This is a genomic window from Cryobacterium fucosi (assembly GCF_004403515.1).
Taxonomy (GTDB): Bacteria; Actinomycetota; Actinomycetes; order Actinomycetales; family Microbacteriaceae; genus Cryobacterium; species Cryobacterium fucosi.
Window position 1 is genome coordinate 1 of the sequence record NZ_SOHH01000038.1, and the last position, 19,351, is coordinate 19,351.

General features: G+C 69.9%; 15 protein-coding genes. 6 read left to right on the top strand and 9 right to left on the bottom strand.

What is annotated here, in order from left to right; all coding sequences use genetic code 11:
* On the top strand, positions 1-486 hold a 486-nt coding region (locus E3T48_RS16635), incomplete at its 5' end, for a LysM peptidoglycan-binding domain-containing protein (RefSeq protein ID WP_166789618.1).
* Between the two features lie 189 nt (positions 487-675).
* On the opposite strand, the gene E3T48_RS03710 is transcribed toward E3T48_RS16635, so the two are convergent.
* The 5 genes from E3T48_RS03710 to E3T48_RS03730 form a co-directional block, all read right to left on the bottom strand.
* Entirely contained in the window at positions 676-1,725 is a 1,050-nt protein-coding gene (locus E3T48_RS03710; RefSeq protein WP_134522506.1) for a Gfo/Idh/MocA family protein, read from the bottom strand.
* Between the two features lie 86 nt (positions 1,726-1,811).
* Positions 1,812-4,343, bottom strand: coding sequence for a DEAD/DEAH box helicase (locus E3T48_RS03715; RefSeq protein WP_134522507.1), 2,532 nt, complete (start codon positions 4,341-4,343; stop codon positions 1,812-1,814).
* Between the two features lie 60 nt (positions 4,344-4,403).
* Entirely contained in the window at positions 4,404-6,464 is a 2,061-nt protein-coding gene (locus tag E3T48_RS03720) for a glycosyl hydrolase (RefSeq protein ID WP_134522508.1), read from the bottom strand.
* A complete protein-coding gene (locus E3T48_RS03725) occupies positions 6,464-7,195 on the bottom strand; it encodes an efflux RND transporter periplasmic adaptor subunit (protein ID WP_134522509.1) in 732 nt (243 codons plus the stop codon). Before E3T48_RS03725 ends, E3T48_RS03720 begins: the two co-directional genes overlap by 1 nt.
* On the bottom strand, positions 7,192-8,913 hold the full coding sequence (locus E3T48_RS03730; RefSeq protein WP_134522510.1) for a glycosyltransferase family 2 protein: 1,722 nt from the start codon (positions 8,911-8,913) through the stop codon (positions 7,192-7,194). Before E3T48_RS03730 ends, E3T48_RS03725 begins: the two co-directional genes overlap by 4 nt.
* A 337-nt stretch (positions 8,914-9,250) precedes the next feature.
* Here E3T48_RS03730 and E3T48_RS03735 point away from each other — a divergent pair, with 337 nt between their 5' ends.
* Positions 9,251-10,816, top strand: coding sequence for a molybdopterin-dependent oxidoreductase (locus E3T48_RS03735; RefSeq protein WP_134522511.1), 1,566 nt, complete (start codon positions 9,251-9,253; stop codon positions 10,814-10,816).
* Positions 10,817-10,934: 118 nt separating this feature from the next.
* Positions 10,935-11,327: a TraR/DksA family transcriptional regulator gene (locus E3T48_RS03740; RefSeq protein WP_134522512.1), complete on the top strand. Its 393-nt coding sequence runs from the start codon at positions 10,935-10,937 to the stop codon at positions 11,325-11,327.
* Between the two features lie 35 nt (positions 11,328-11,362).
* On the opposite strand, the gene E3T48_RS03745 is transcribed toward E3T48_RS03740, so the two are convergent.
* The 4 genes from E3T48_RS03745 to E3T48_RS03760 form a co-directional block, all read right to left on the bottom strand.
* On the bottom strand, positions 11,363-13,342 hold the full coding sequence (locus E3T48_RS03745) for an ABC transporter ATP-binding protein (protein WP_134522513.1): 1,980 nt from the start codon (positions 13,340-13,342) through the stop codon (positions 11,363-11,365).
* Positions 13,339-15,072: an ABC transporter ATP-binding protein gene (locus tag E3T48_RS03750; RefSeq protein WP_134522514.1), complete on the bottom strand. Its 1,734-nt coding sequence runs from the start codon at positions 15,070-15,072 to the stop codon at positions 13,339-13,341. The genes E3T48_RS03745 and E3T48_RS03750 overlap by 4 nt, the downstream gene beginning before the upstream one ends.
* Before the next feature lie 9 nt (positions 15,073-15,081).
* Positions 15,082-15,702 carry a TetR/AcrR family transcriptional regulator gene (locus tag E3T48_RS03755; RefSeq protein ID WP_134522515.1) on the bottom strand — a complete coding sequence of 207 codons (621 nt, stop codon included), beginning with the start codon at positions 15,700-15,702 and terminating at the stop codon, positions 15,082-15,084.
* 176 nt (positions 15,703-15,878) lie between these two features.
* Complete coding sequence (locus E3T48_RS03760) at positions 15,879-16,847, bottom strand: aldo/keto reductase (RefSeq protein ID WP_134522516.1); 969 nt, start codon at positions 16,845-16,847, stop codon at positions 15,879-15,881.
* Positions 16,848-16,928: 81 nt separating this feature from the next.
* Between E3T48_RS03760 and E3T48_RS03765 the strand changes: the two genes are divergently transcribed.
* From E3T48_RS03765 to E3T48_RS03775, 3 genes are all read left to right on the top strand, one after another.
* Complete coding sequence (locus E3T48_RS03765) at positions 16,929-18,047, top strand: N(5)-(carboxyethyl)ornithine synthase (protein ID WP_166789619.1); 1,119 nt, start codon at positions 16,929-16,931, stop codon at positions 18,045-18,047.
* A gap of 102 nt (positions 18,048-18,149) precedes the next feature.
* A complete protein-coding gene (locus tag E3T48_RS03770) occupies positions 18,150-18,725 on the top strand; it encodes a methylated-DNA--[protein]-cysteine S-methyltransferase (protein ID WP_134522518.1) in 576 nt (191 codons plus the stop codon).
* Positions 18,722-19,306, top strand: coding sequence for a DNA-3-methyladenine glycosylase I (locus E3T48_RS03775; protein ID WP_134522519.1), 585 nt, complete (start codon positions 18,722-18,724; stop codon positions 19,304-19,306). Before E3T48_RS03770 ends, E3T48_RS03775 begins: the two co-directional genes overlap by 4 nt.
* Positions 19,307-19,351 lie beyond the last annotated feature (45 nt).

A 19,351-nucleotide genomic window follows, 5' to 3' on the forward strand; every position in this document is an offset into this window, starting at 1 on the left:
GGCACCGCCGCGCGAGCGCTCAGCCGGGCCGCGCTGGCCGGCCTCGCCGTCGCGACGCTCCTCCCTGCCCTCGGCGGGTGCTCCTCTCCGCCCGCTCCGGTGGTCACCGCCACCGTGCTCGTCACGCCGACGCCGACGCCGACACCCACGCCGACGCCGACCCCCACGGTCCCCGAGGTGATCATCCCCAACCCGCCGGCGCCGGCCACGACCCCGAACGCGGAGGCCGGGCCGGCCGTGCCGCTCCCGGAGGGACCGGCAATCGACTTGGGTGCCACCGCGGGCGCCCGGGGCGCCCCGGCCCAGGATGCCGCCGGTGACCTGAGCACCTACACGGTCGTCGAGGACGACGACTTCTTCGCCATCGCCCAGCGCTTCGACCTGCCCGTGCAGCAGCTGCTGCGGATGAACCCGTCGGTCTCGGGCCTCGGCGAGGACATCTACATCCGGGACATCATCAACCTCGACTGGACCGCCAAGCGCTGACACCCGCACACCCGGTCTCGACAAGCTCGACCACCGGTGATTGAGCCCGTCCGGCGACTGAGCCCGCCGAAAACCTGGTCTCGACAAGCTCGACCACCGATGATTGAGTCCGTCCGGTGATTGAGCCCGTCGAAAACCTGGCCTCGACAGGCTCGACCACCGGCGATTGAGCCCGTCGAAAACCTGCCCTCAGTGCGTGAGCAGGTTGATCCGCTCGATGATGCTGATCACCTTGAGCGATTCCTCGGGGTCGACCGGCACCGGCGCACCCCGGAGCAGGGCATCCGCCAACCCGGTGTAGAACGAGACGTAGCTGCCCCGCTCGGCAGGCACCGGGGTGAGGTCACCGTCGAGTCCCAGCACGCCCCAGGTCGACTCGTCGTCGACGCCGAAGCCGGGGTCGGTCGGCCGCGCGCCGGCCTTGAGCGCCTCCTCCTGGCCGTCCAGGCCCCACTTCGTGTACCCGGATTCCGAGCCGAGCACGTGGAACCGCGGGCCGACCTGCGCCGCGATCCCGTTCATCCAGAGGTGCGAGCGCACCCCGGAGCCGTGGTGCAGTGACACGAAGGTGTCGTCGTCCGCGGTTCCGCCCGGGCGCCGGGTGAGGGTTTCAGCGTAGATGTCGTCGACTGGGCCGAACAGCACCAGGGCCTGGTCGATCAGATGCGCTCCGAGGTCGAAGAGCACGCCGCCTCCCTCCCGGATCGTCGCGGCGGCCTTCCAGGATTTCGACTGCTCGGGCTTCCACCATTCGAACCGCGACTCGAACCGGCGCACCGTGCCGAGCCTCCCGGCGTCCAGCAGGGACTTCAGGGTGAGGAAGTCGCCGTCCCAGCGCCGGTTCTGGAAAACGGTCAGCGGGAGGCCCAGCCGGTTGGCCTTCTCGATCAGTGCGCGGCCGTCCCTGCTCGTCACCGCGAAGGGCTTGTCGACGACGACGGCCAGTCCGGCGTCGAGTGCCGCGTGCGCGAGCGGCACGTGGGTGGCCGACGGCGAACCGATCACGACCAGGTCGAGGTTCGCGGCCTCCGCGAAGAGATCGTCCGGGCCGTCCACCAGGCGGGCCTGCGGGTGGCGTTCGCCGGCCAGCTCGCGCCGGGCCGGGTCTTTTGTCACGATCAGGTCGAGGGAGAACTCGGGGTTCGCATCGATGAACGGGCTGTGGAAGAGCCGGCCGGAGGTGCCGAAACCGATCAGTCCGGTGCGGATCGGGGCGTCGGAGACATGGGTCGATGACATGCATCCACCGTACTCCGGTGCTGGCGGATGCCGGCCGGCCCGCCCGGTCGATCGCCCCGCCGACGGTCGACCCGCGGCCGGTTCGGCTACAGCCGGTTGACCTCGGTGACCCGCAGCACGGCGGCGCCGAGTTCGTCGGAGGCGGCCAGGTCGACCGTCGCGCTGATGCCCCAGTCGTGGTCGCCGGCCGGGTCGTCGAAGATCTGCCTGGCGGTCCAGACGGTGGCGCCCTCGTCGAGGATCAGCAGGCCGGCCCCGCGGGCATTCGGTCCGGCGAGCAGCTCCTCGTGCTCGGCGAAGTAGCCGTCCATGGCGTCGGCCCAGGCATCCGCGGTGAAGCCGTGTTCGCGGTCGAGTTCGCCGAGCTCGTCGTAGTGCTCGAGCGCCGCCAACTGCACCCGGCGGAAGAGTTCGTTGCGCACGAGGATGCGGAAGGCCCGGGTGTTCGTCGTCAGGCGGCGCGGAGCGGGCGGCAGCACGGAATGGGCTCCGGCCTCGTGCGCGGCGAGGTCGGGGTGGATGAGCTCCTCCCACTCGTCGAGCAGGCTGGAGTCCACCTGGCGCACGAGTTCGCCCAGCCACTCGATCAGGTCGAGCAGGTCCTCGGTCTTCGCCTCGTCCGGGATGGTCTGCCTGGCCGCCCGGTAGGCGTCCGACAGGTAGCGCAGCACGACGCCCTCACTGCGGGCGAGCTTGTAGAAGGCGATGAACTCGCCGAACGACATGGCCCGCTCGTACATGTCACGCACGACCGTCTTCGGGCGCAGCTCGAAGTCCGCGATCCACGGCTGCGATTCCCTGTACGTCTCGAACGTGTAGGTGAGCAGTTCCTCGAGCGGCTTGGGCCAGGTGATCTCCTCGAGCAACGCCATCCGCTCGTCGTATTCGATGCCCTCCCGCTTCATCGCGTTCACGGCCTCGCCGCGGGCGGCGAACTGCTGGCCCATCAGCACCGGGCGCGGGTCGTCGAGGGTGGCCTCGACGACCGAGATCATGTCCAGGGCGTAGTTGCCGGTGCCCGTTCCGGCCGCCGGGTCAGGGTCGAGCAGGTCGAACGCGGCGAGCGCGAACGGCGACAGGGGCTGGTTGAGGGCGAAGTTCGGCTGCAGGTCGACGGTCAGGCGAATGCGGGGCCGGTGGTCGGGCGTGTCGGGACCCTGTTCCACGATCCCCGCCGCGCGCAGCGTCTTGTAGATCCCCAGCGCCCGCCGGGCGTGCGCGAGCTGGCGCTTCCACGGCTCGTGGTTGTCGAAGACCAGCGAGTGGACGTGGGCGTACGCGTCGCCGCCGCGCCCGATCACGTTGATCAGCATCGCCGCGGTCATCTGCATGCTCGACTGCATGGTTTCCGGCTCGGCCGCGACGAGGCGCTGGAACGACGGCTCGCCCCAGGACACGAATCCCTCCGGCGCCTTCTTGCGGATGATCTTGCGCTTCTTCTTCGGGTCGTCGCCGGCCTTCAGGATCGCCTTGAGGTTGTCGGTCTCGTGGTCGGGCGCCTGCACCGCGACCGTCCCGGCGGTGTCGAAGCCGGCCCGGCCGGCCCGGCCGGCGATCTGGTGGAATTCGCGGGCGTTGAGCTGGCGCATCTTCACGCCGTCGTACTTGGTGAGCGCCGTGAACAGCACGGTGCGGATCGGCACGTTGATGCCCACGCCGAGCGTGTCGGTGCCGCAGATGACCCGGAGGAGGCCTTGCTGGGCGAGCTGCTCGACCAGCCGGCGGTACTTGGGCAGCATCCCGGCGTGGTGCACGCCGATGCCCATCCGGATCAGCCGGGACAGAGTCTTGCCGAAGCTGGTGGTGAAGCGGAACTCGCCGATCAGCTCGGCGATCGCCTCCTTCTGCTCCTTGCTGGCCACCTTCACGCTGCTCAGCGCCTGCGCGCGTTCCAGGGCGGCGGCCTGTGCGAAGTGCACGATGTAGACCGGCGCCTGCCCGGTCTTCAGCAGGTCCTCCACGGTCTCGTGCACCGGCGTGGTCTCGTAGAAGTAGTGCAGCGGCACGGGCCGTTCCACGCCGGTGACGACCGCGGTGGGCCGGCCGGTGCGCCGGGTCAGGTCGTCGGCAATGAAGGTGACGTCGCCCAGGGTCGCCGACATCAGGATGAACTGCACCCGCGGCAGCAGGAGCAGGGGCACCTGCCAGGCCCAGCCGCGGTCGGGGTCGCCGTAGAAGTGGAATTCGTCCATCACGACCTGGTCGACCTGCGTGTCCTCGCCGCTGCGCAGGGCCAGGTTGGCGAGGATCTCCGCCGTGCAGCAGATGATCGGGGCGTCGGAGTTCACAGAGGAATCGCCGGTCATCATGCCCACGTTCTCGGCGCCGAAGATGTCGACGAGCGCGAAGAACTTCTCGCTGACGAGCGCCTTGATCGGGGCGGTGTAGAAGGTGCGCCGGCCGGCGGACAGGGCGGCGAAGTGCGCGCCGACCGCCACCAGGGACTTGCCCGTGCCGGTGGGCGTGGACAGAATGAGATTCGCCCCGGACACGATCTCGATCACGGCCTCTTCCTGGGCGGGGTAGAGCGCCAGGCCCTGCTCCCCGGCCCAGAGTTCGAACGCCTCGAACAGGATGTCCGGGTCGGTGACGTGCGGGAGCGCGGTGAGAGTAGCCATGATGCTTCGATCCTGCCCTATTCCACTGGGCGTCCGCTCCGGCCGCTGCCGGGTCGGCTCTCAGCCGCGGCTGTAGAGCCAGGCGAGCAGGTACGCGCGGCTGTTGCCGTCGTCGATGCGGTCGGCCGGCAGCGCCGCGACGGCGGCCAGCGCGGCGGCGGCCTCCTCCGCCCCGGCGAGCGCCGAGTACATCAGCAGGTAGTCGCCGAAGAGAACGTCGAACCCGTTCGGAGCCGCGTCGGCGAGGTTGGCGCGCACCCGGTCCGGGTCGCCGCCGAGGTAGCCGGCGACCGGGCTCATCGGCAGCACGAGGATGCCGAGCATGGCGCTCGGCTCAGGGCTGAACCAGGTCGCGTAGTCGCGCTTGCCGCCCCAGACCAGCGAGGTGACCGGGTGCCCGAACCCGGCGTAGACGGGATCGTCCCGCGGGAAATCGGTCCAGTAGGCGCGGGCGGATGCCGCCTCGGCCGACAGCAGCCAGGTCGCCTCGGTGCGCAGCCCGGCCTGTCCGCTCGCCGCGGCCCAGAGGGCGAGGCCGTTCCAGGCCGTCACCGCCTCCGAACTGGACTCCTGGTTGTTGCCGTCGCCGAACGGGGCGGTGCCGCTGGCCCAGGAGTGGCCGGCGTAGGCGTCGAACACCCGGCGTTCGGGGAACCAGTCGCTCGGCCCGCTCGTGGCGAGGTCGGCGGCGAGCAGGTTGAGCACGGGCGCCCACCGGGCGGCGAGCTGCGGGTCGTCCGCGGCGGCGACCCCGGCCGCGTAGAGGAAGTAGCCGTAGTGGAAGTGGTGGTCGTTGAACGAGTCGGACCCGAACGACGCGGCCAGGCCGACCAGGCCACGTGCGGCCGGGTCGTACACGAAGCAGCGGGTGCTTCGGACCGAGCATCCGGTCGGCTCCAGCCACCGGCTGAGCTCGTCGACCAGGCGCTTCCGGATCGTCTCCGCCGCCTGGTCGGCGCCGACCTGGTCGGCGACGCGGAGCAGGTTCGCCGCCCGGTACAGCGCCTTGCCGCCGAAGTAGGTGTCCTCGGGGAACGCGCCGGTGCCGTCGACATCCGCCCCGACCTGCGCGGCCAGCCGTTCCGTCGCGGCGGCGGCCAGCCCGGACAGGTCGAGCGAGCCGGCCGCGTCCCGCCGGGGCACCGACCAGGTCAGGGCCGTCCCGGCGCACAGCACCAGCTCGCCGTAGACGCTCGGGTAGCTGCCGAGCGAGCACTCGCTGCCGGCCTCGCGATCCGACTGGTGCGGCATCGCCGCGACGAGGGTCTGGCCGCCGTCCACGGTACGGTATCGCAGGCTGGTCGTCGCCCGGTCGGCGGTCACCGAGTAGTCCAGGCTCGTTCCCACGAGCGGATGCCGGGCCGCCTCGGCGAATCGGTCCGGCGACCCTCCCCGGGCGATCGCGTACCAGGTGGCGGTCTGCCCGGCCCGAAGCGAGAGCGTCGTTCCGCTCTCGTCCAGGGTGCCCGCGCCGGCCAGGCCGTACCGGGTGCCGGCGACCTCGGCCGTCCAGGGTCCGCCGCTCGCGCCGACGTCGTCCGTTGCGATCATCGCGGCGCCCAGGCGCACGTCGACATCCCGGGTGGCGGTGAAACTCACGAACGGGGATCCCTCGGCGATCACGGTGCGGCCGATCTCGCCGTCGTCACCCCGCTGCGAGATGGTGACCGAGGCAGCGTCATAGCCGGTGACGACCTGCCGGCGGGCGCCGACATCCGCCGTGACCGCCGCGGTGAAGCCGCCCATGATCGCCTTCGGCGTGGTCGTCACCGTGGGCACCCCGAACGCGAACCCGCCCCCGGTCAGCTGGAACGACAGCGGCAACGGGAAGACCGGCATCGACACCTCCCCGAAGACCAGGCCGGAGAACCACCGGTTCGTCGGCGGGATCAGGCCCTCCGCCAGCCGCGCCGCCGGCAGGGCCGCGACGGTGCGTTCCGGCATCCCCGCGACCAGCGGGGCGATCGTGTCACCCGCGAAAATGTCGCCTCCCCCACTGGCGGAGGCGTCCCCGGTCGCCGCCTGCCTCGCGCCGGCCGCCGAACACCCGGAGAGGACCAGCAGCACGAGCGCGAGGCCCGCGGCGAGCCGCCCGACGGCACCCGGCCGATGCGCCGCCACTACAGCCCGATCTTCCGGAGGAAGTCGCTCACGCCGTCGCCCAGACCGGCGAGCACGCCGTCGTCGCGGAGCATGATCGTGGCGGTGACCGGGGTGCCCCGGGCGACCAGACCGTTGTTGTCGCCGTCGACCAGCTGGTCGCTGGCCACCCGCACGGTCGTCTCGGCCCTGCCGTCGGCGGTCTGCACCTCGATCGACTCGATCCGCCCGCTGACCTGCCGCTGGTTGGGCAACAGGATGTCGACGGTGGCACCGTCTTCGACCCTGGCATAGTCCCGCGGGGGCAGCGCATAGTCGGCCGAGACGAACAGCGACCCGGCCCGGTCGATCGTAGCGAGCACCTGGCCGGCCTGCACGAACGACCCGCGCTCGGTGGTGAGGTCCGAGATTGTGCCGTCGACCGAGGCCTTGAGCGTGATGATGCCGTCGTCGGCCACGCTGTACGCGACCGTGTCCGGCTTGATCAGTCCCTCGGCGAGGTCGGCCTGGAGTGAGGAGCTCTGCAGGGAGAAGAGGTCCTGGCCGGCGTGGACCCGGTTTCCGGCGTCGACGAACCGGTCGACCACCGTTCCGCCGTAGTCGATCCCGACGGGGTAGCGTTCGGCCTGGATCGATGCCGAGGTGCTCGCCACCTGGGCCTGCCGCTGGTTGAACACGATCGTGAGACCGGCCACCAGGACGAGCACGGCCGCAAGCCCGGCCAGGAGCCTGAACCGGTTGCGCCAGGTCATGAGGCGACCGCGATTCCGCGGCCCGGACGGTCGTGTCCCGGCACCCGCACGCCCCGTGCCTCGGCCCGGGCGAGGCGCCCGGCCGAACGCCGGGCGAGCCGCTGCCCGCTCGCCTCCCGCAGCGCCACCACGACGAAGACGCCGAGGATGACCGTGTTGGTGACATTCCAGGCGGTCGCGAGGGTGGGCGCGCCGTTGCCCAGGTCGCGCCAGACCGCGACCATCGAGGTCAGGGAGAGGAAGACGAAGAACAGCACCTGCGGGACCATGAAGTTGAACGGCGAGCTCGCCGCCGTGCGATTCCCGGTGGCGTGCCAGTGCTGTTCCTTGCCCACGATCACATTGCCCAGCGCGGCCAGGTAGATCGGGAAGGAGATGGTCGCCAGCATCAGCGTCTCCCAGCGGAACGAGCCCATCGTGTAGAAGGCGAGCACGATCTGCAGCAGGTAGAACCCGGCGTAGTAGACCAGCCAGGTGACGACCGTGGTGGAGAGGTTCATCGGGCGCAGGTCGAAGTAGATCTCCAGCGGCGGCACCAGGAGCAGCAGGAGCGGGCAGATCCCGGTCAGGTAGAAGGATGCCGTGACCAGGTATTGCAGCCGCTGGTCCAGGGTCAGTCGCCGGCGGGGGCTCAGCGGGTTGTGCCGGAGGAGAATCTCGAAGCCGCCGGTCGCCCAGCGGAGCTGCTGTTTGGTGTACGCCTCGACCGTCTCCGGTGCCTGCCCGATCGCGAGGGAGAGCGGGATGTAGATCGTGCGCCAGCCGCGCTCGTGCAGCATGAGCGACGTCCAGACGTCCTCGGACTTCGAGTCGGTGTAGATGCCGCCGACCTCGTCCACGGCGCTGCGGCGGAAGATCACGTTCGTGCCGACACAGAACGCGGCGTTGAAGCGATTGCGCCCGGGCTGGATGAACCGGTAGAAGACGGCCTGCATGTAGCCCGCACCACGGGCGATCACGGTGTGCAGGTTTCCATAGGTCTGCGGGGTCTGCACGAACGCGACGTTCGCGTCGGCGAAAAACGGCACGGTCTCGACCAGGAATGCGGGGTCCGGCACGAAGTCGGCGTCGAAGATGACGAAGAAGTCGCTCCGGGTCAGGCTCAGGGCATGGTTGACGTTGCCGGCCTTGGCACCGCCGTTGCCGAGGCGGCGCAGGTAGCGCGCGCCGAGTTCGACGGCCACGCTCCGCACGGCATCCGAATCACCGTCGTCGAGCACCCAGGTGGTGTGCTCGCCCCGAATATTGCGGGCGGCGGCGACGGTGCGGCGGATGACGTCCGGGTCTTCCCCGTACGTGGTGATGAACACGTCCACGGACACCCGGGAGTTGGCCAGGTGCAGCGGCCAGTGCTCCGGTGACGAGCTCCACCCGTCCCTGGCGATCTCGCGCGAGTGGAACAGGGCCGTTTTGGCCTGGTGGAACGCGAAGTCGCGAGGGTCCTGGGAGCCGGAGAGGATCGTCCACATCGACAGCAATGCCTGGCCGATCAGGATCGACTCCGCGAGGATGACCATCGAGTACGGCAACCAGTCGCCGCGGCTGGCCGGGTTCAGGAGGAAGTTCGCGTAGGCCAGGATTCCGAGCGTCGCGACCAGCACGAGCATCACCAGCGACGGCGATTGCGCCTTCGTGGCCTCGGCGGGGCGGGGCGCCGGCTCCGGCTCGATCTCCAGCGGCGGAACGAGGATTTGGGGTCGCACATGAAGGGTAGTCATCCGGGTTCTCTTTCGGGGTGAAGAGGATGCGGGGTGTCAGGTCGAAGGCGGGCAGGGCAGCCCGGTGAACGGCCGAAGGACCCAACGACGCTGCAGCGGGTGGTCTGCGTTCCGCACGGGTCTTCGCGGCGGCGTCATTGGCGTTCGGTGCCGGCACGACCCCAGAGGGGGTACCGGTGATTTCACCCTACGAGCCGCAGGCCGGACGGAGGTGTCGGGCAGGTTTCCGGTTCGTGAATTGCTGACGGTCGTGGGCGTCCTGCGCCTGCCGAAAGGCGCAGCGAATCGTAAGGACTTCCCCGGCGCGGCGCGGCGTCGCCGAATCTATGCTGAACGAATGGCAAGCCCCGACGCCCTTCCCCGATCCCGCACCGCCTCGAGCGCGTCCCGGCTGTCGCGCCCCGCCGCGGCCGGTGTCGCCGCGGCGCTGGCCGGACTGGGCGCGGCCGAGCTTGCCGCCGCGATCCTCGCCCCCGCGGGCAGCCCGATCCTGGCCGTCGGCGCCCTCGTGATCGATCTCGTCCCTGCCTGGGTCAAGGAGCTGGTCATCGGCCTGTTCGGCACGGGCGACAAGGCCGTGCTGATCGTCTGCGTCGCCCTGGGGACGCTCGTGCTGGCCGCCATCGCCGGCGTGCTGGAGTTCCTGCGAGCGCCGTTCGGGCGCGCGCTCGTCGTGGCGGCGGGTGCCCTGGCCGTGCTCGCGGTGCTGACCCGGGCCGGCACCGCACCCTTCGACGCGCTGCCCTCGGTCAGTGCGATGGTGGTCTCTGCGGTGCTGCTCACGGTGCTGATCACCCGCCTGCCGCGCACCGTGCCGGTCTCGGACGGCGCCGGCGTCGACCGCAGACGGTTCCTGGCCTGGACCGGCGCGAGCGCCGGCCTCGGCGTCCTGGCCGTGATCGGCGGCCAGCTGGTGTCGGCGGGCACCCGGGCCACGGATGCCGCCCGCGCCCGGTTCACCCTGCCCGCCCCGGCCACCGCGTCGGCCCCGATCCCGGCCGGAGCCGACCTCGCCGTCGACGGCCTCTCCCCCGTGATCACGCCGAACCTCGGCTTCTACCGGATCGACACGGCGCTGCAGGTGCCCCGGATCGATCCGGCCGCCTGGACTCTGAAGATCACCGGCATGGTCGAGAACGAGGTCGAGTTGACCTTCGCGGAGCTCCTCGCCCTGCCGCTGGAAGAGAGCACGACCACGCTCACCTGCGTGTCCAACCCCGTCGGCGGCGACCTGATCGGCAACGCCACCTGGCTGGGCTACCCGATCCGGCTGCTGCTCGCCCGGGCGAGGCCGCTCCCCGGCGCCGACATGGTGCTCTCCCGCAGCGAGGACGGCTGGACCGCGAGCACCCCGCTGGAGGTGCTCACCGACGACCGGAACGCGATCCTCGCCGTCGGCATGAACGGCGTCCCGCTCCCCCTCGAGCATGGCTACCCGGTGCGGATGGTCGTGCCGGGGCTCTACGGCTACGTCTCGGCCACCAAATGGCTGGTCGAGCTGGACGTGACCCGGTTCGACCGGGAGACCGCATACTGGACCAGCCGCGGCTGGACCGAACGCGGCCCCGTGAAACTGTCTTCCCGGATCGACGTGCCGCGGGCCGGCTCCCGGGTGACGGCCGGGCCGGTCACGGTCGCCGGCGTCGCCTGGTCGCAGCATGTGGGCATCCGTTCGGTGCAGGTGCAGGTCGACGACGGCCCCTGGGACGACGCGACCCTGGCCGACGCGATCTCGGCCGACACGTGGCGCCAGTGGAGCTGGCAGTGGACGGCCCCCGCCGGCCGGCACACCCTCCGGGTGCGGGCGACGGACGCCGCCGGGCTCGTGCAGACCTCGGTCGTGCGCGATGTGGTCCCCGACGGGGCCACCGGGCTGCACCGGGTGCCGGTGACCGTCGGCTGAGTTTTCCACCGGCCTCCGCCAGCCCCGCGACAGGCAGGCCCGCCGGGCGTATCCTCAACAGCACAATCCTCGCGGCGCGGCGTTCCGGCCCCGCAGCGAGCCGCTCGAAAGGACAGCCATGCGCACCCAGACAACGCTCTCCCCCGCCGACCTGCGGCACTTCGAGAACCTGCTGCTGGAGGAACGCCGCGACCTCGACATCGCCCTCGGCCGGATCACCCACACGCTCGACGACGTGATCGAGGCCAGGAACAACGGCACCGCCGACGACGAGCACGATCCGGAGGGTCCGACGCTCACGATGGAGTGGTCGAGGATCTCGGGTGTACACAGCGAATTCGAGGCGAAGGCGGCCACGATCGACCGGGCGCTCGCCCGGATCAGCGACGGCAGCTACGGGCTGTGCGTGCGCCGCGGCGAACCGATCGGGCTGGCACGGCTCGAGGCCAGGCCCGCCGCCGAGCTGTGCATCGACTGCGCCCGCGACGCGGAGGCGCGCCTGCGGGCCTGACCGGCCAGCCCGCCTGACCGGCGAACCGGTTCGCCCTACACCTCGTCGGCGACCGGCGCCGCGAACTGGGCGTTGTGAAGCGCGTGGTAGGCGCCATTCGCCGCGAGCAGCTCCTCGTGCGTGCCCAGCTCCACGATCCGGCCGGCCTCCATCACGAGGATGAGGTCGGCGTCGCGGATCGTGGAAAGACGGTGCGCGATCACGAAGCTGGTGCGGTCGGCGCGCAGTGCGCTCATGGCCTTCTGCACGAGCACCTCGGTGCGGGTGTCGACGGAACTGGTCGCCTCGTCCAGGATGAGCACACTGGGCCTGGCCAGGAAGGCGCGAGCGATGGTGAGCAGCTGCTTCTCGCCGGCGCTGACGTTTCCGCCCTCGTCGTCGAGCACCGTGTCGTAGCCGTCCGGCAGCGAGTGCACGAACCGGTCGACGTAGGTCGCCCGCGCGGCGGCCTGGATGTCCTCCTCCGAGGCATCCGGACGCCCGTAGGCGATGTTCTCCCGGATGGTGCCGCCGAACAGCCAGGTGTCCTGCAGCACCATGCCCATCCGGCCGCGCAGGTCGTCGCGGGTCATCCTGGCCACGTCGACGCCGTCGAGGGTGATCCGGCCGGAGTCCAGCTCGTAGAAGCGCATCATCAGGTTGACCAGGGTGGTCTTGCCCGCGCCGGTCGGCCCGACGATCGCGACCGTCTGGCCTGGCTCCGCGATCAGGCTGATCTGCTCGATCAGCGGCTGGTCGGCGGCGTAGCGGAACGAGACGTCCTCGAAGGCGAGGCGGCCGTGCACGGTGGGCGGGGTCTCGGCCGGTTCCGGGTCGGGGCTCTGCTCCTCGGCGTCGAGCAGGTCGAAGACGCGCTCGGCGGATGCGACGCCGGACTGGAGCAGGTTGGCCATCGAGCCGAGCTGGGCCAGCGGCTGGGTGAACTGCCGGGAGTACTGGATGAACGCCTGCACATCGCCGAGCTGCATCGCGCCGGACGCCACCTGCAGCCCGCCGACCACGGCGATGCCGACGTAGACAAGGTTGCCGATGAACGTCATCGCCGGCATGATCATGCCGCTGATGAACTGGGCGCCGAAGCTGGCCTGGTAGAGCTCCTCGTTCTTGGCCGCGAAACGCTGCTCGACCTCCCTCTGGCGCCCGAAGACCTTGACCAGGGCGTGGCCGGTGAACGTCTCCTCGATCTGGCCGTTCAACTCGCCCGTGTTCTTCCACTGGCCCACGAAGAGCTTCTGCGAGCGCTTGGCGATCAGCATCGTGGTCACCAGGGTGAGCGGCACCGTGACCAGGGCGATCACGGCGAGCAGCGGCGAGAGAAGGAACATCATCACGATGACGCCGATCACGGTCAACAGCGAGGTGACGATCTGGCTGAGCGACTGCTGCAGGCTCTGCGACACGTTGTCGACGTCGTTGGTGACCCGGCTGAGCAGCTCGCCCCGCTGCACGGTGTCGAAGTAGCGCAGCGGCAGGCGGTTGATCTTCGCCTCGATCTCGTCGCGCAGGCGGAACACTGTGCGCTGCACGACCCCGTTGAGCACGAAGGCCTGGATCCAGCTGAATGCGGAGGACAGCACGTAGAGGATCATCGCCCAGAGCAGCACGGTGGACAGCGCGGCGAAGTCGATGCCGAGCCCCGGCGTGAGGGTCATCCCGCTGAGCATGTCCGCCCGGGTGGTATCCCCGCTCGCCCGCAGCCCGGCGATGACCTCGGTCTGGCTGGCTCCGGCCGGAAGCGCCTTCGAGACGATGCCGGAGAAGATGAGGTTCGTGCCCTGGCCGAGCAGGCGCGGGCCGATCACCGAGAAGGTGACACTGACCACGGCGAGGACCAGCACGAGCAGGAGCCAGAGCCGTTCGGGCCTGAGCGTGCCGATCAGCCTCCTGGCTGACGGGCCGAAGTTCATGGCCTTCTCGGCGGGGGCGCTCATTCCGCCGAACGGGCCGTGCCCGCCACCGGGTCCCCGCGCCGGCGGCCGGTCCGCCGCGGGCCGCTCCCTGATTGCCCCGCTCATGCCGCTTCCTCCGCCGTCAGCTGTGACGACACGATTTCCTGGTAGGTCTCACTGCTCTCGAGCAGCTCGTGGTGGGTGCCCGCGCCGACGATGCGGCCGTCTTCGAGGACGAGGATCTGGTCGGCGTCGACGATGGTCGACACCCGCTGAGCCACGATGATCATCGTCGCCCCGTCGGTGCCGGTCTTGAGGGCGGCCCGCAGCCGGGCATCCGTGGCTAGGTCGAGCGAAGAGAACGAGTCGTCGAAGATGTAGATCTCGGGGCGCTTCACCAGGGCGCGCGCGATCGCGAGCCGCTGTCGCTGGCCGCCCGACACGTTGGTGCCGCCCTGGGCGATCGGGGAGTCGAGTCCCTCGGGCATCTCCGAGACGAAGTCCCTGGCCTGGGCGATGGTGAGCGCCCGCCAGAGTTCCTCCTCCGTGGCATCCGGCTTGCCGTACTGCAGATTGCTGCGCACGGTGCCGGAGAACAGGTAGGGCTTCTGCGGCACGAGGCCGATCTGCCCCCAGAGCAGGTCGGGGTTCAGCTCGCGCACGTCGACCCCGTCGACGAGCACCCCGCCGCTCGTTGCGTCGAAGAGCCGGGGCAACAGGTTGACCAGGGTGGTCTTGCCGGAGCCGGTGCTGCCGATGATCGCGGTGGTCTGGCCGGAGCGGGCCAGGAAGCTCACATTGCTGAGCACCGGCTGCTCGGCGCCCGGGTAGGCGAAGCCCACGTCGAGCAATTCGAGCTCACCGTGGCCGACGGTCGTGTTCACCGGGTTGGCCGGCGGCACCACGCTCGAGGCTGTGCCGAGCACCTCGCCGATCCGGTCGGCCGAGACGGTCGCGCGCGGGATCATCACGGCCATGAAGGTGGCCATCATCACGGCCATCAGGATCTGCATGAGGTAGGAGAGGAAGGCGATCAGGGTGCCGACCTGCATCGAGCCGTCCTGGATCCGGAACGCCCCGAACCAGATCACGGCCACGCTGGAGACGTTGAGCACGAGCATCACGATCGGGAACATCAGGGCCATCAGCCGGCCGGCGCGCAGCGCGTAGTCGGTGACGTCCTCGTTGGCCGCGGCGAAGCGGGTCTGCTCACGGTCCTCGCGCACGAACGCGCGGATGACCCGGATGCCGGTGAGCTGTTCGCGCAGCACCCGATTGATCGTGTCGATCTTCTCCTGCATCACCCGGAACAGCGGCACCATCCGCACGATGATCAGGCCGACGGCGACGAGCAGCACCGGCACGCTCACCGCGATCAGCCAGGACAGTTCCAGGTCCTGGCGAATGGCCATGATCACGCCGCCGATGGAGAGGATCGGCGCGGAGACCATCAGGGTGGAGGTCATCAGCACGAGCATCTGCACCTGCTGCACGTCGTTGGTGGAGCGGGTGATCAGTGATGGGGCGCCGAAGCGGGTGACCTCCTGCTCGGAGAACACGCCGACCCGCGAGAAGACCGCGCCGCGCAGGTCACGCCCGAACGCCATGGCCGCCTTCGCGCCGAAGTAGACCGCGATGACCGAGCAGACGATCTGCGCGAAGGTGATCAGCAGCATCATCCCGCCGACGCGGAGGATGTAGCCGGTGTCGCCCCTGGCGACGCCCTCGTCGATGATGTCCGCGTTGAGGGTGGGCAGGTAGAGCGACGCGATCGACTGCGCCAGCTGGAAGACGACGACCGCCGCCAGAAGGCGCCGGTAGGGCCGCAGGTAGTGCACGAGCAGTTTCCACAACAACGGGTTCTCCTAGGTGACGGGGTGCGGGGTCGAGGTGACGGGTTGCGGGGCGGGCGGGGCCATGATGCCGTGCAGGATCAGGGCTGTGATTTCTGCGTCGTCGAAGTCGGGGCCGTTGCGGATCTGGGGCACGGATGCCGCGAGCGTCACCAGTCGGATGATCTGGCCGACCCGTTCGGCCGGAACGAGGAACCGCTCGAGGTCCTCGGCGAGGATGACGGACATGATCCCGGCGAACTCGCCGGCCCCGTTGTGACCCTTCTCGTGCCCGGGCGGAGGGCCGTGCCGGCCGAGCGCGGTCATCAGGGTGAACATCGTCGTGAACCGGGCGCGCATCAGGGCGACGATCGCGCGGATCCGATCCTCGAGCGGCAGGAGCGGGTCGATTCCCCGCAACTGCTGCCGGAACGGCTCCGGGTCGAGGTGGCGGGCCACGGCGGCCTGGATCAGCTCGTCCTTGCTGCCGAAGGCGCGGAAGATCGTGCCCTCGGCGATTCCGGCGCAGTCCGCGATCTGCCGGGTGGTGACGGCCTGTCCGTGCTCGAGCAGGAGCGGCGTGACGGCATCGATCAGCATGGCCTGGCGGTCCTCGACGGACAGTGCCTTCGCTCGTGCGGGTTTGTGGGCCATGCCTACACTCTAAATGAGTGAGCGCTCACTCACAAGCTTCTGCGCCACGCCCGCCCGTCGAATTCGACGGAGATTCTGCCCGAATCGGCCGAAAACCTGGCTACAGGGCGCGATAACGCCAAAATGTCCGTCGAATTCGACGGGAGTAAGTGCGGGCGGCGGCGCGGGGTTGGGGTTCAGGTCGGGGCGAACAGGTCGGAGATCCAGGCGACCTCAACCGCGCTGGGTCGCCAGGCGGTGGCGGCATCCGCGTTCTGCCTGATCTGCTCCGGAGTGGTCGCACCGGCGATGACGCTGGTCAGTCCGGGCTGCGCGAGCAGCCAGGCGAGCGTGGCCGCGAGCATGGTCACGTCCCGCTCGTCGCACCAGTCCTGGTAGGCCTCCAGCAGATCCCAGGGCGCGTCCTCCACGAGGTGGCGCCTGAGCATCATGATCCGGCTGTCGGTTGGGCCGCCGTCACGGGAGAACTTGCCGGTGAACAGGCCGTTGTAGAGCGGGAAGAACGGCAGGAAGCCCAGGCCGTACGCGTTGACGGCGGGCAGCACCTCGTCTTCCGCGTCGCGCACGAGCAGGCTGTATTCGTTCTGAGCGGAGATGAACCGCGGATGCGACGCGAGCCTGGCCGTGAACTCGGCCTCGGCCACCTGCCAGCCGGCCAGGTTGGAGTGGCCGATGTAACGGATCTTGCCCTCGCCGATCAGGTCGTCGAGGGCGTCGAGCGTCTCCTCGATCGGCGTGTTGGGGTCGGGCTGGTGCAGCTGGTACAGGTCGATCCAGTCCGTCTGCAGGCGCCGGAGCGACCCCTCCACGGCACGGCGGATGTAGCGGCGGGAGCCCCTCGCGTTCCAGTCCGGCCCGTTCAGGCCGTTCATGTCCATGCCGAACTTGGTGGCGAGCACAATCTTGTCCCGGTTGCCGCGCAGCGCGTGCCCCATCAGTGTCTCGCTGAGGCCCCGCTCGGCGCCGTAGATGTCGGCCGTGTCGAACAGGGTGACGCCCGCCGCGATGGCGGCCTCGATCACCGCGGTGGTGCCGGCCTGATCGGCCGTGGCGGTTCCGGCTCGGCCGAAGTTGTTGCAGCCGAGTCCGATCGTGGACACCATGAGTCCGGACTTGCCGAGTGAGCGGTACTCGATCTCTGCCATCACCCCAGACTAGGGCCGCACGCCTGTGCTAGACAGGAAACAATCAAAGGGGTGCCCGTGAGTCGACTCACGCTCGGAATAATGTCTCGTTCCGGCAAGCCGAACGAACGTCGGCTGCCCATTCATCCGCAGCACCTGGACCGGATCGACCCCGCCGTGCGGAAGCAGATCTTCCTCGAGGCAGGCTACGGCGAGCAGTTCGGCGTGCCTGACGCCCACCTCGCGCCGCTGGTGGGCGGGCTGCGCCCGAGGGAAGAGCTCATCCGGGACTGCGACGTCATCCTCCTGGCCAAGCCGCTGCTGCGGGACGTCGCCGAGCTGCGCGACGGTCAGGTGCTCTGGGGGTGGCCCCACTGCGTGCAGGATGCCGCGCTCACCCAGCTCGCGATCGACAAACGACTGACCCTGATCGCGTTCGAGGCAATGAACCACTGGACCGGCGGCGGCGACTTCCATCTGCACGTGCTGCACAAGAACAACGAGTTGGCCGGCTACTCTTCGGTGCTGCACGCCCTGGCGCTGACCGGCTCGACGGGTGACTACGGCCGCAGGCTCCGGGCCGCGGTGATCGGCTTCGGCGCGACGGCCAGGGGCGCGGTGACGGCGCTGAACGCCCTCGGAGTCTACGACGTGACGGTGCTGACCAGTCGCGACGTCACCGCGGTCAGTTCCCCGATCCACTCCGCCCTGATCGTGCGACTCGAACACGGGTCGAGCCCGCACGAGAACTTCGCCCTCCCCGACGGCGGGCGGGTGCCCCTGCCCCATTACCTCGCCGGCCATGACATTATCGTCAACTGCGTGCTCCAGGACCCGAACGCCCCGCTCGTCTTCCTGGCCGGCGACGACCTGCCGCTGATCATGCCCGGCTCCCTGATCATCGACGTCTCCTGCGACTCCGGCATGGGCTTCACCTGGGCGAAGCCCACCTCGTTCGACCACCCGACCTTCCCGGTCGCCGACAACGTGACCTACTACGCGGTCGACCACAGCCCCTCCTACCTGTGGAACTCCGCCACCTGGGAGATCAGCGAGGCGTTGCTCCCGTACCTGCCGGAGCTCCTCGGCGGGCCCGCGGCCTGGGACGCGAACGAGACTCTCCGGCGGGCGATCGAGATCCGCGAGGGGGTCATCCAGAACCCCGACATTCTCGCCTTCCAGCAGCGCTCGGGTGACTACCCGCATCCGCGTCTGGCCTGACGCGCCTGCGACGGCCATCCCTCCCCAGGCCAGGCCCGGACGCGTTCACGCCGTGTCCGAAACCCGCCAGATCAGGGCCGCGCCGCCGACTACAGTCGAGACATGACCAGCATCGCACCCTCGTTGATTCGTCTGCCCAGCCCGATCGGCCGGCTCGAACTCACCGCCGATTCGGAGAGCATCCTCTCGCTCTCGATCGAACGCGCCGGCCACCTTCCGCTCGAGCAATCGCCGGAGTCGCCGTCTCCACTGCTCGAGCGCGCGGCAACCGAGCTCGCGGAGTATTTCGCCGGCACCCGCACCGGCTTCGACCTCCCCATCCGCCTCACCGGCGGCACCGCCTTCCAACGGAGCGTGTGGCAGGGGCTCGCCGGACTCGGGTTCGGCGAGGTCATCTCCTACGGCGACCTGGGCGCGTCGATCGGACGGCCGGGCTCCGGCCGGGCCATCGGCGGCGCGGTCGGCGCCAATCCGGTGCCGATCCTGATCGGCTGCCATCGGGTGCTCGCCGCCAACGGGCGGATCACCGGGTACAGTGGCGGCGACGGCATCCCCACCAAGGCCTGGCTGCTCGACCACGAGGGCATCGAGCACGGGGGAACCGGGCCTGTGGACGCCGGGCCTGTGGAAACCGGGCCTGTGGAAACCGGGCCTGTGGCCATGGAGCCCGTCGCGTGACTGCCTCGGTACCAGTCCCGGCCGTCGTCGACGATGGGCTCCCCCGGTGCGGCTGGGCCGGCTCGGACCCGGAATACCGCCGGTACCACGACGAGGAATGGGGCCGCCCGCTCCGGGACGACCGGCTCCTGTTCGAGAAGCTGTGCCTGGAGGGGTTCCAGGCCGGCCTGTCCTGGCTCACCATCCTGCGGCGTCGCCCTGCTTTCCGCGCCGCGTTCTTAGACTTCGACGTCGATCGGGTGGCCGCCATGGACGAAACGGATGTCGCCCGTCTCGTCACCGATGCGAGCATCATCCGTCACCGCGGCAAGATCGAGGCGACCATCGGGAACGCCAGGGTCACCCGGAATCTCGGCGGGAGCCTCGCCGAGCTGATCTGGAGTTTTGCGCCAGAGCCCCGCACTGCGCGGCTGTCCGGGCTCGGCGACATCCCCGCGGTGACGCCGGAGTCCACGGCGCTCAGCCGGGAACTGCGCGCCCGCGGCTACCGTTTCGTCGGGCCGACGACCGTGTACGCGCTGATGCAGTCGGCCGGGCTGGTCGACGACCACGTCGTCGGCTGCCACCGTGCCGCCGACTGAACTTCGGATCGTCCTCGCTCGGCGCTGAGCGGCCGGCCGCGGCAT

Excerpts from the sequence above, each read along its gene's own strand:
- E3T48_RS03710 (WP_134522506.1), bottom strand. The coding sequence starts at position 1,725 with ATGTCATCGACCCATGTCTCCGACGCCCCGATCCGCACCGGACTGATC.
- E3T48_RS03715 (WP_134522507.1), bottom strand. The coding sequence starts at position 4,343 with ATGGCTACTCTCACCGCGCTCCCGCACGTCACCGACCCGGACATCCTG.
- E3T48_RS03725 (WP_134522509.1), bottom strand. The coding sequence starts at position 7,195 with ATGACCTGGCGCAACCGGTTCAGGCTCCTGGCCGGGCTTGCGGCCGTG.
- E3T48_RS03730 (WP_134522510.1), bottom strand. The coding sequence starts at position 8,913 with ATGACTACCCTTCATGTGCGACCCCAAATCCTCGTTCCGCCGCTGGAG.
- E3T48_RS03735 (WP_134522511.1), top strand. The coding sequence starts at position 9,251 with ATGGCAAGCCCCGACGCCCTTCCCCGATCCCGCACCGCCTCGAGCGCG.
- E3T48_RS03740 (WP_134522512.1), top strand. The coding sequence starts at position 10,935 with ATGCGCACCCAGACAACGCTCTCCCCCGCCGACCTGCGGCACTTCGAG.
- E3T48_RS03745 (WP_134522513.1), bottom strand. The coding sequence starts at position 13,342 with ATGAGCGGGGCAATCAGGGAGCGGCCCGCGGCGGACCGGCCGCCGGCG.
- E3T48_RS03755 (WP_134522515.1), bottom strand. The coding sequence starts at position 15,702 with ATGGCCCACAAACCCGCACGAGCGAAGGCACTGTCCGTCGAGGACCGC.
- E3T48_RS03760 (WP_134522516.1), bottom strand. The coding sequence starts at position 16,847 with ATGGCAGAGATCGAGTACCGCTCACTCGGCAAGTCCGGACTCATGGTG.
- E3T48_RS03765 (WP_166789619.1), top strand. The coding sequence starts at position 16,929 with ATGTCTCGTTCCGGCAAGCCGAACGAACGTCGGCTGCCCATTCATCCG.
- E3T48_RS03770 (WP_134522518.1), top strand. The coding sequence starts at position 18,150 with ATGACCAGCATCGCACCCTCGTTGATTCGTCTGCCCAGCCCGATCGGC.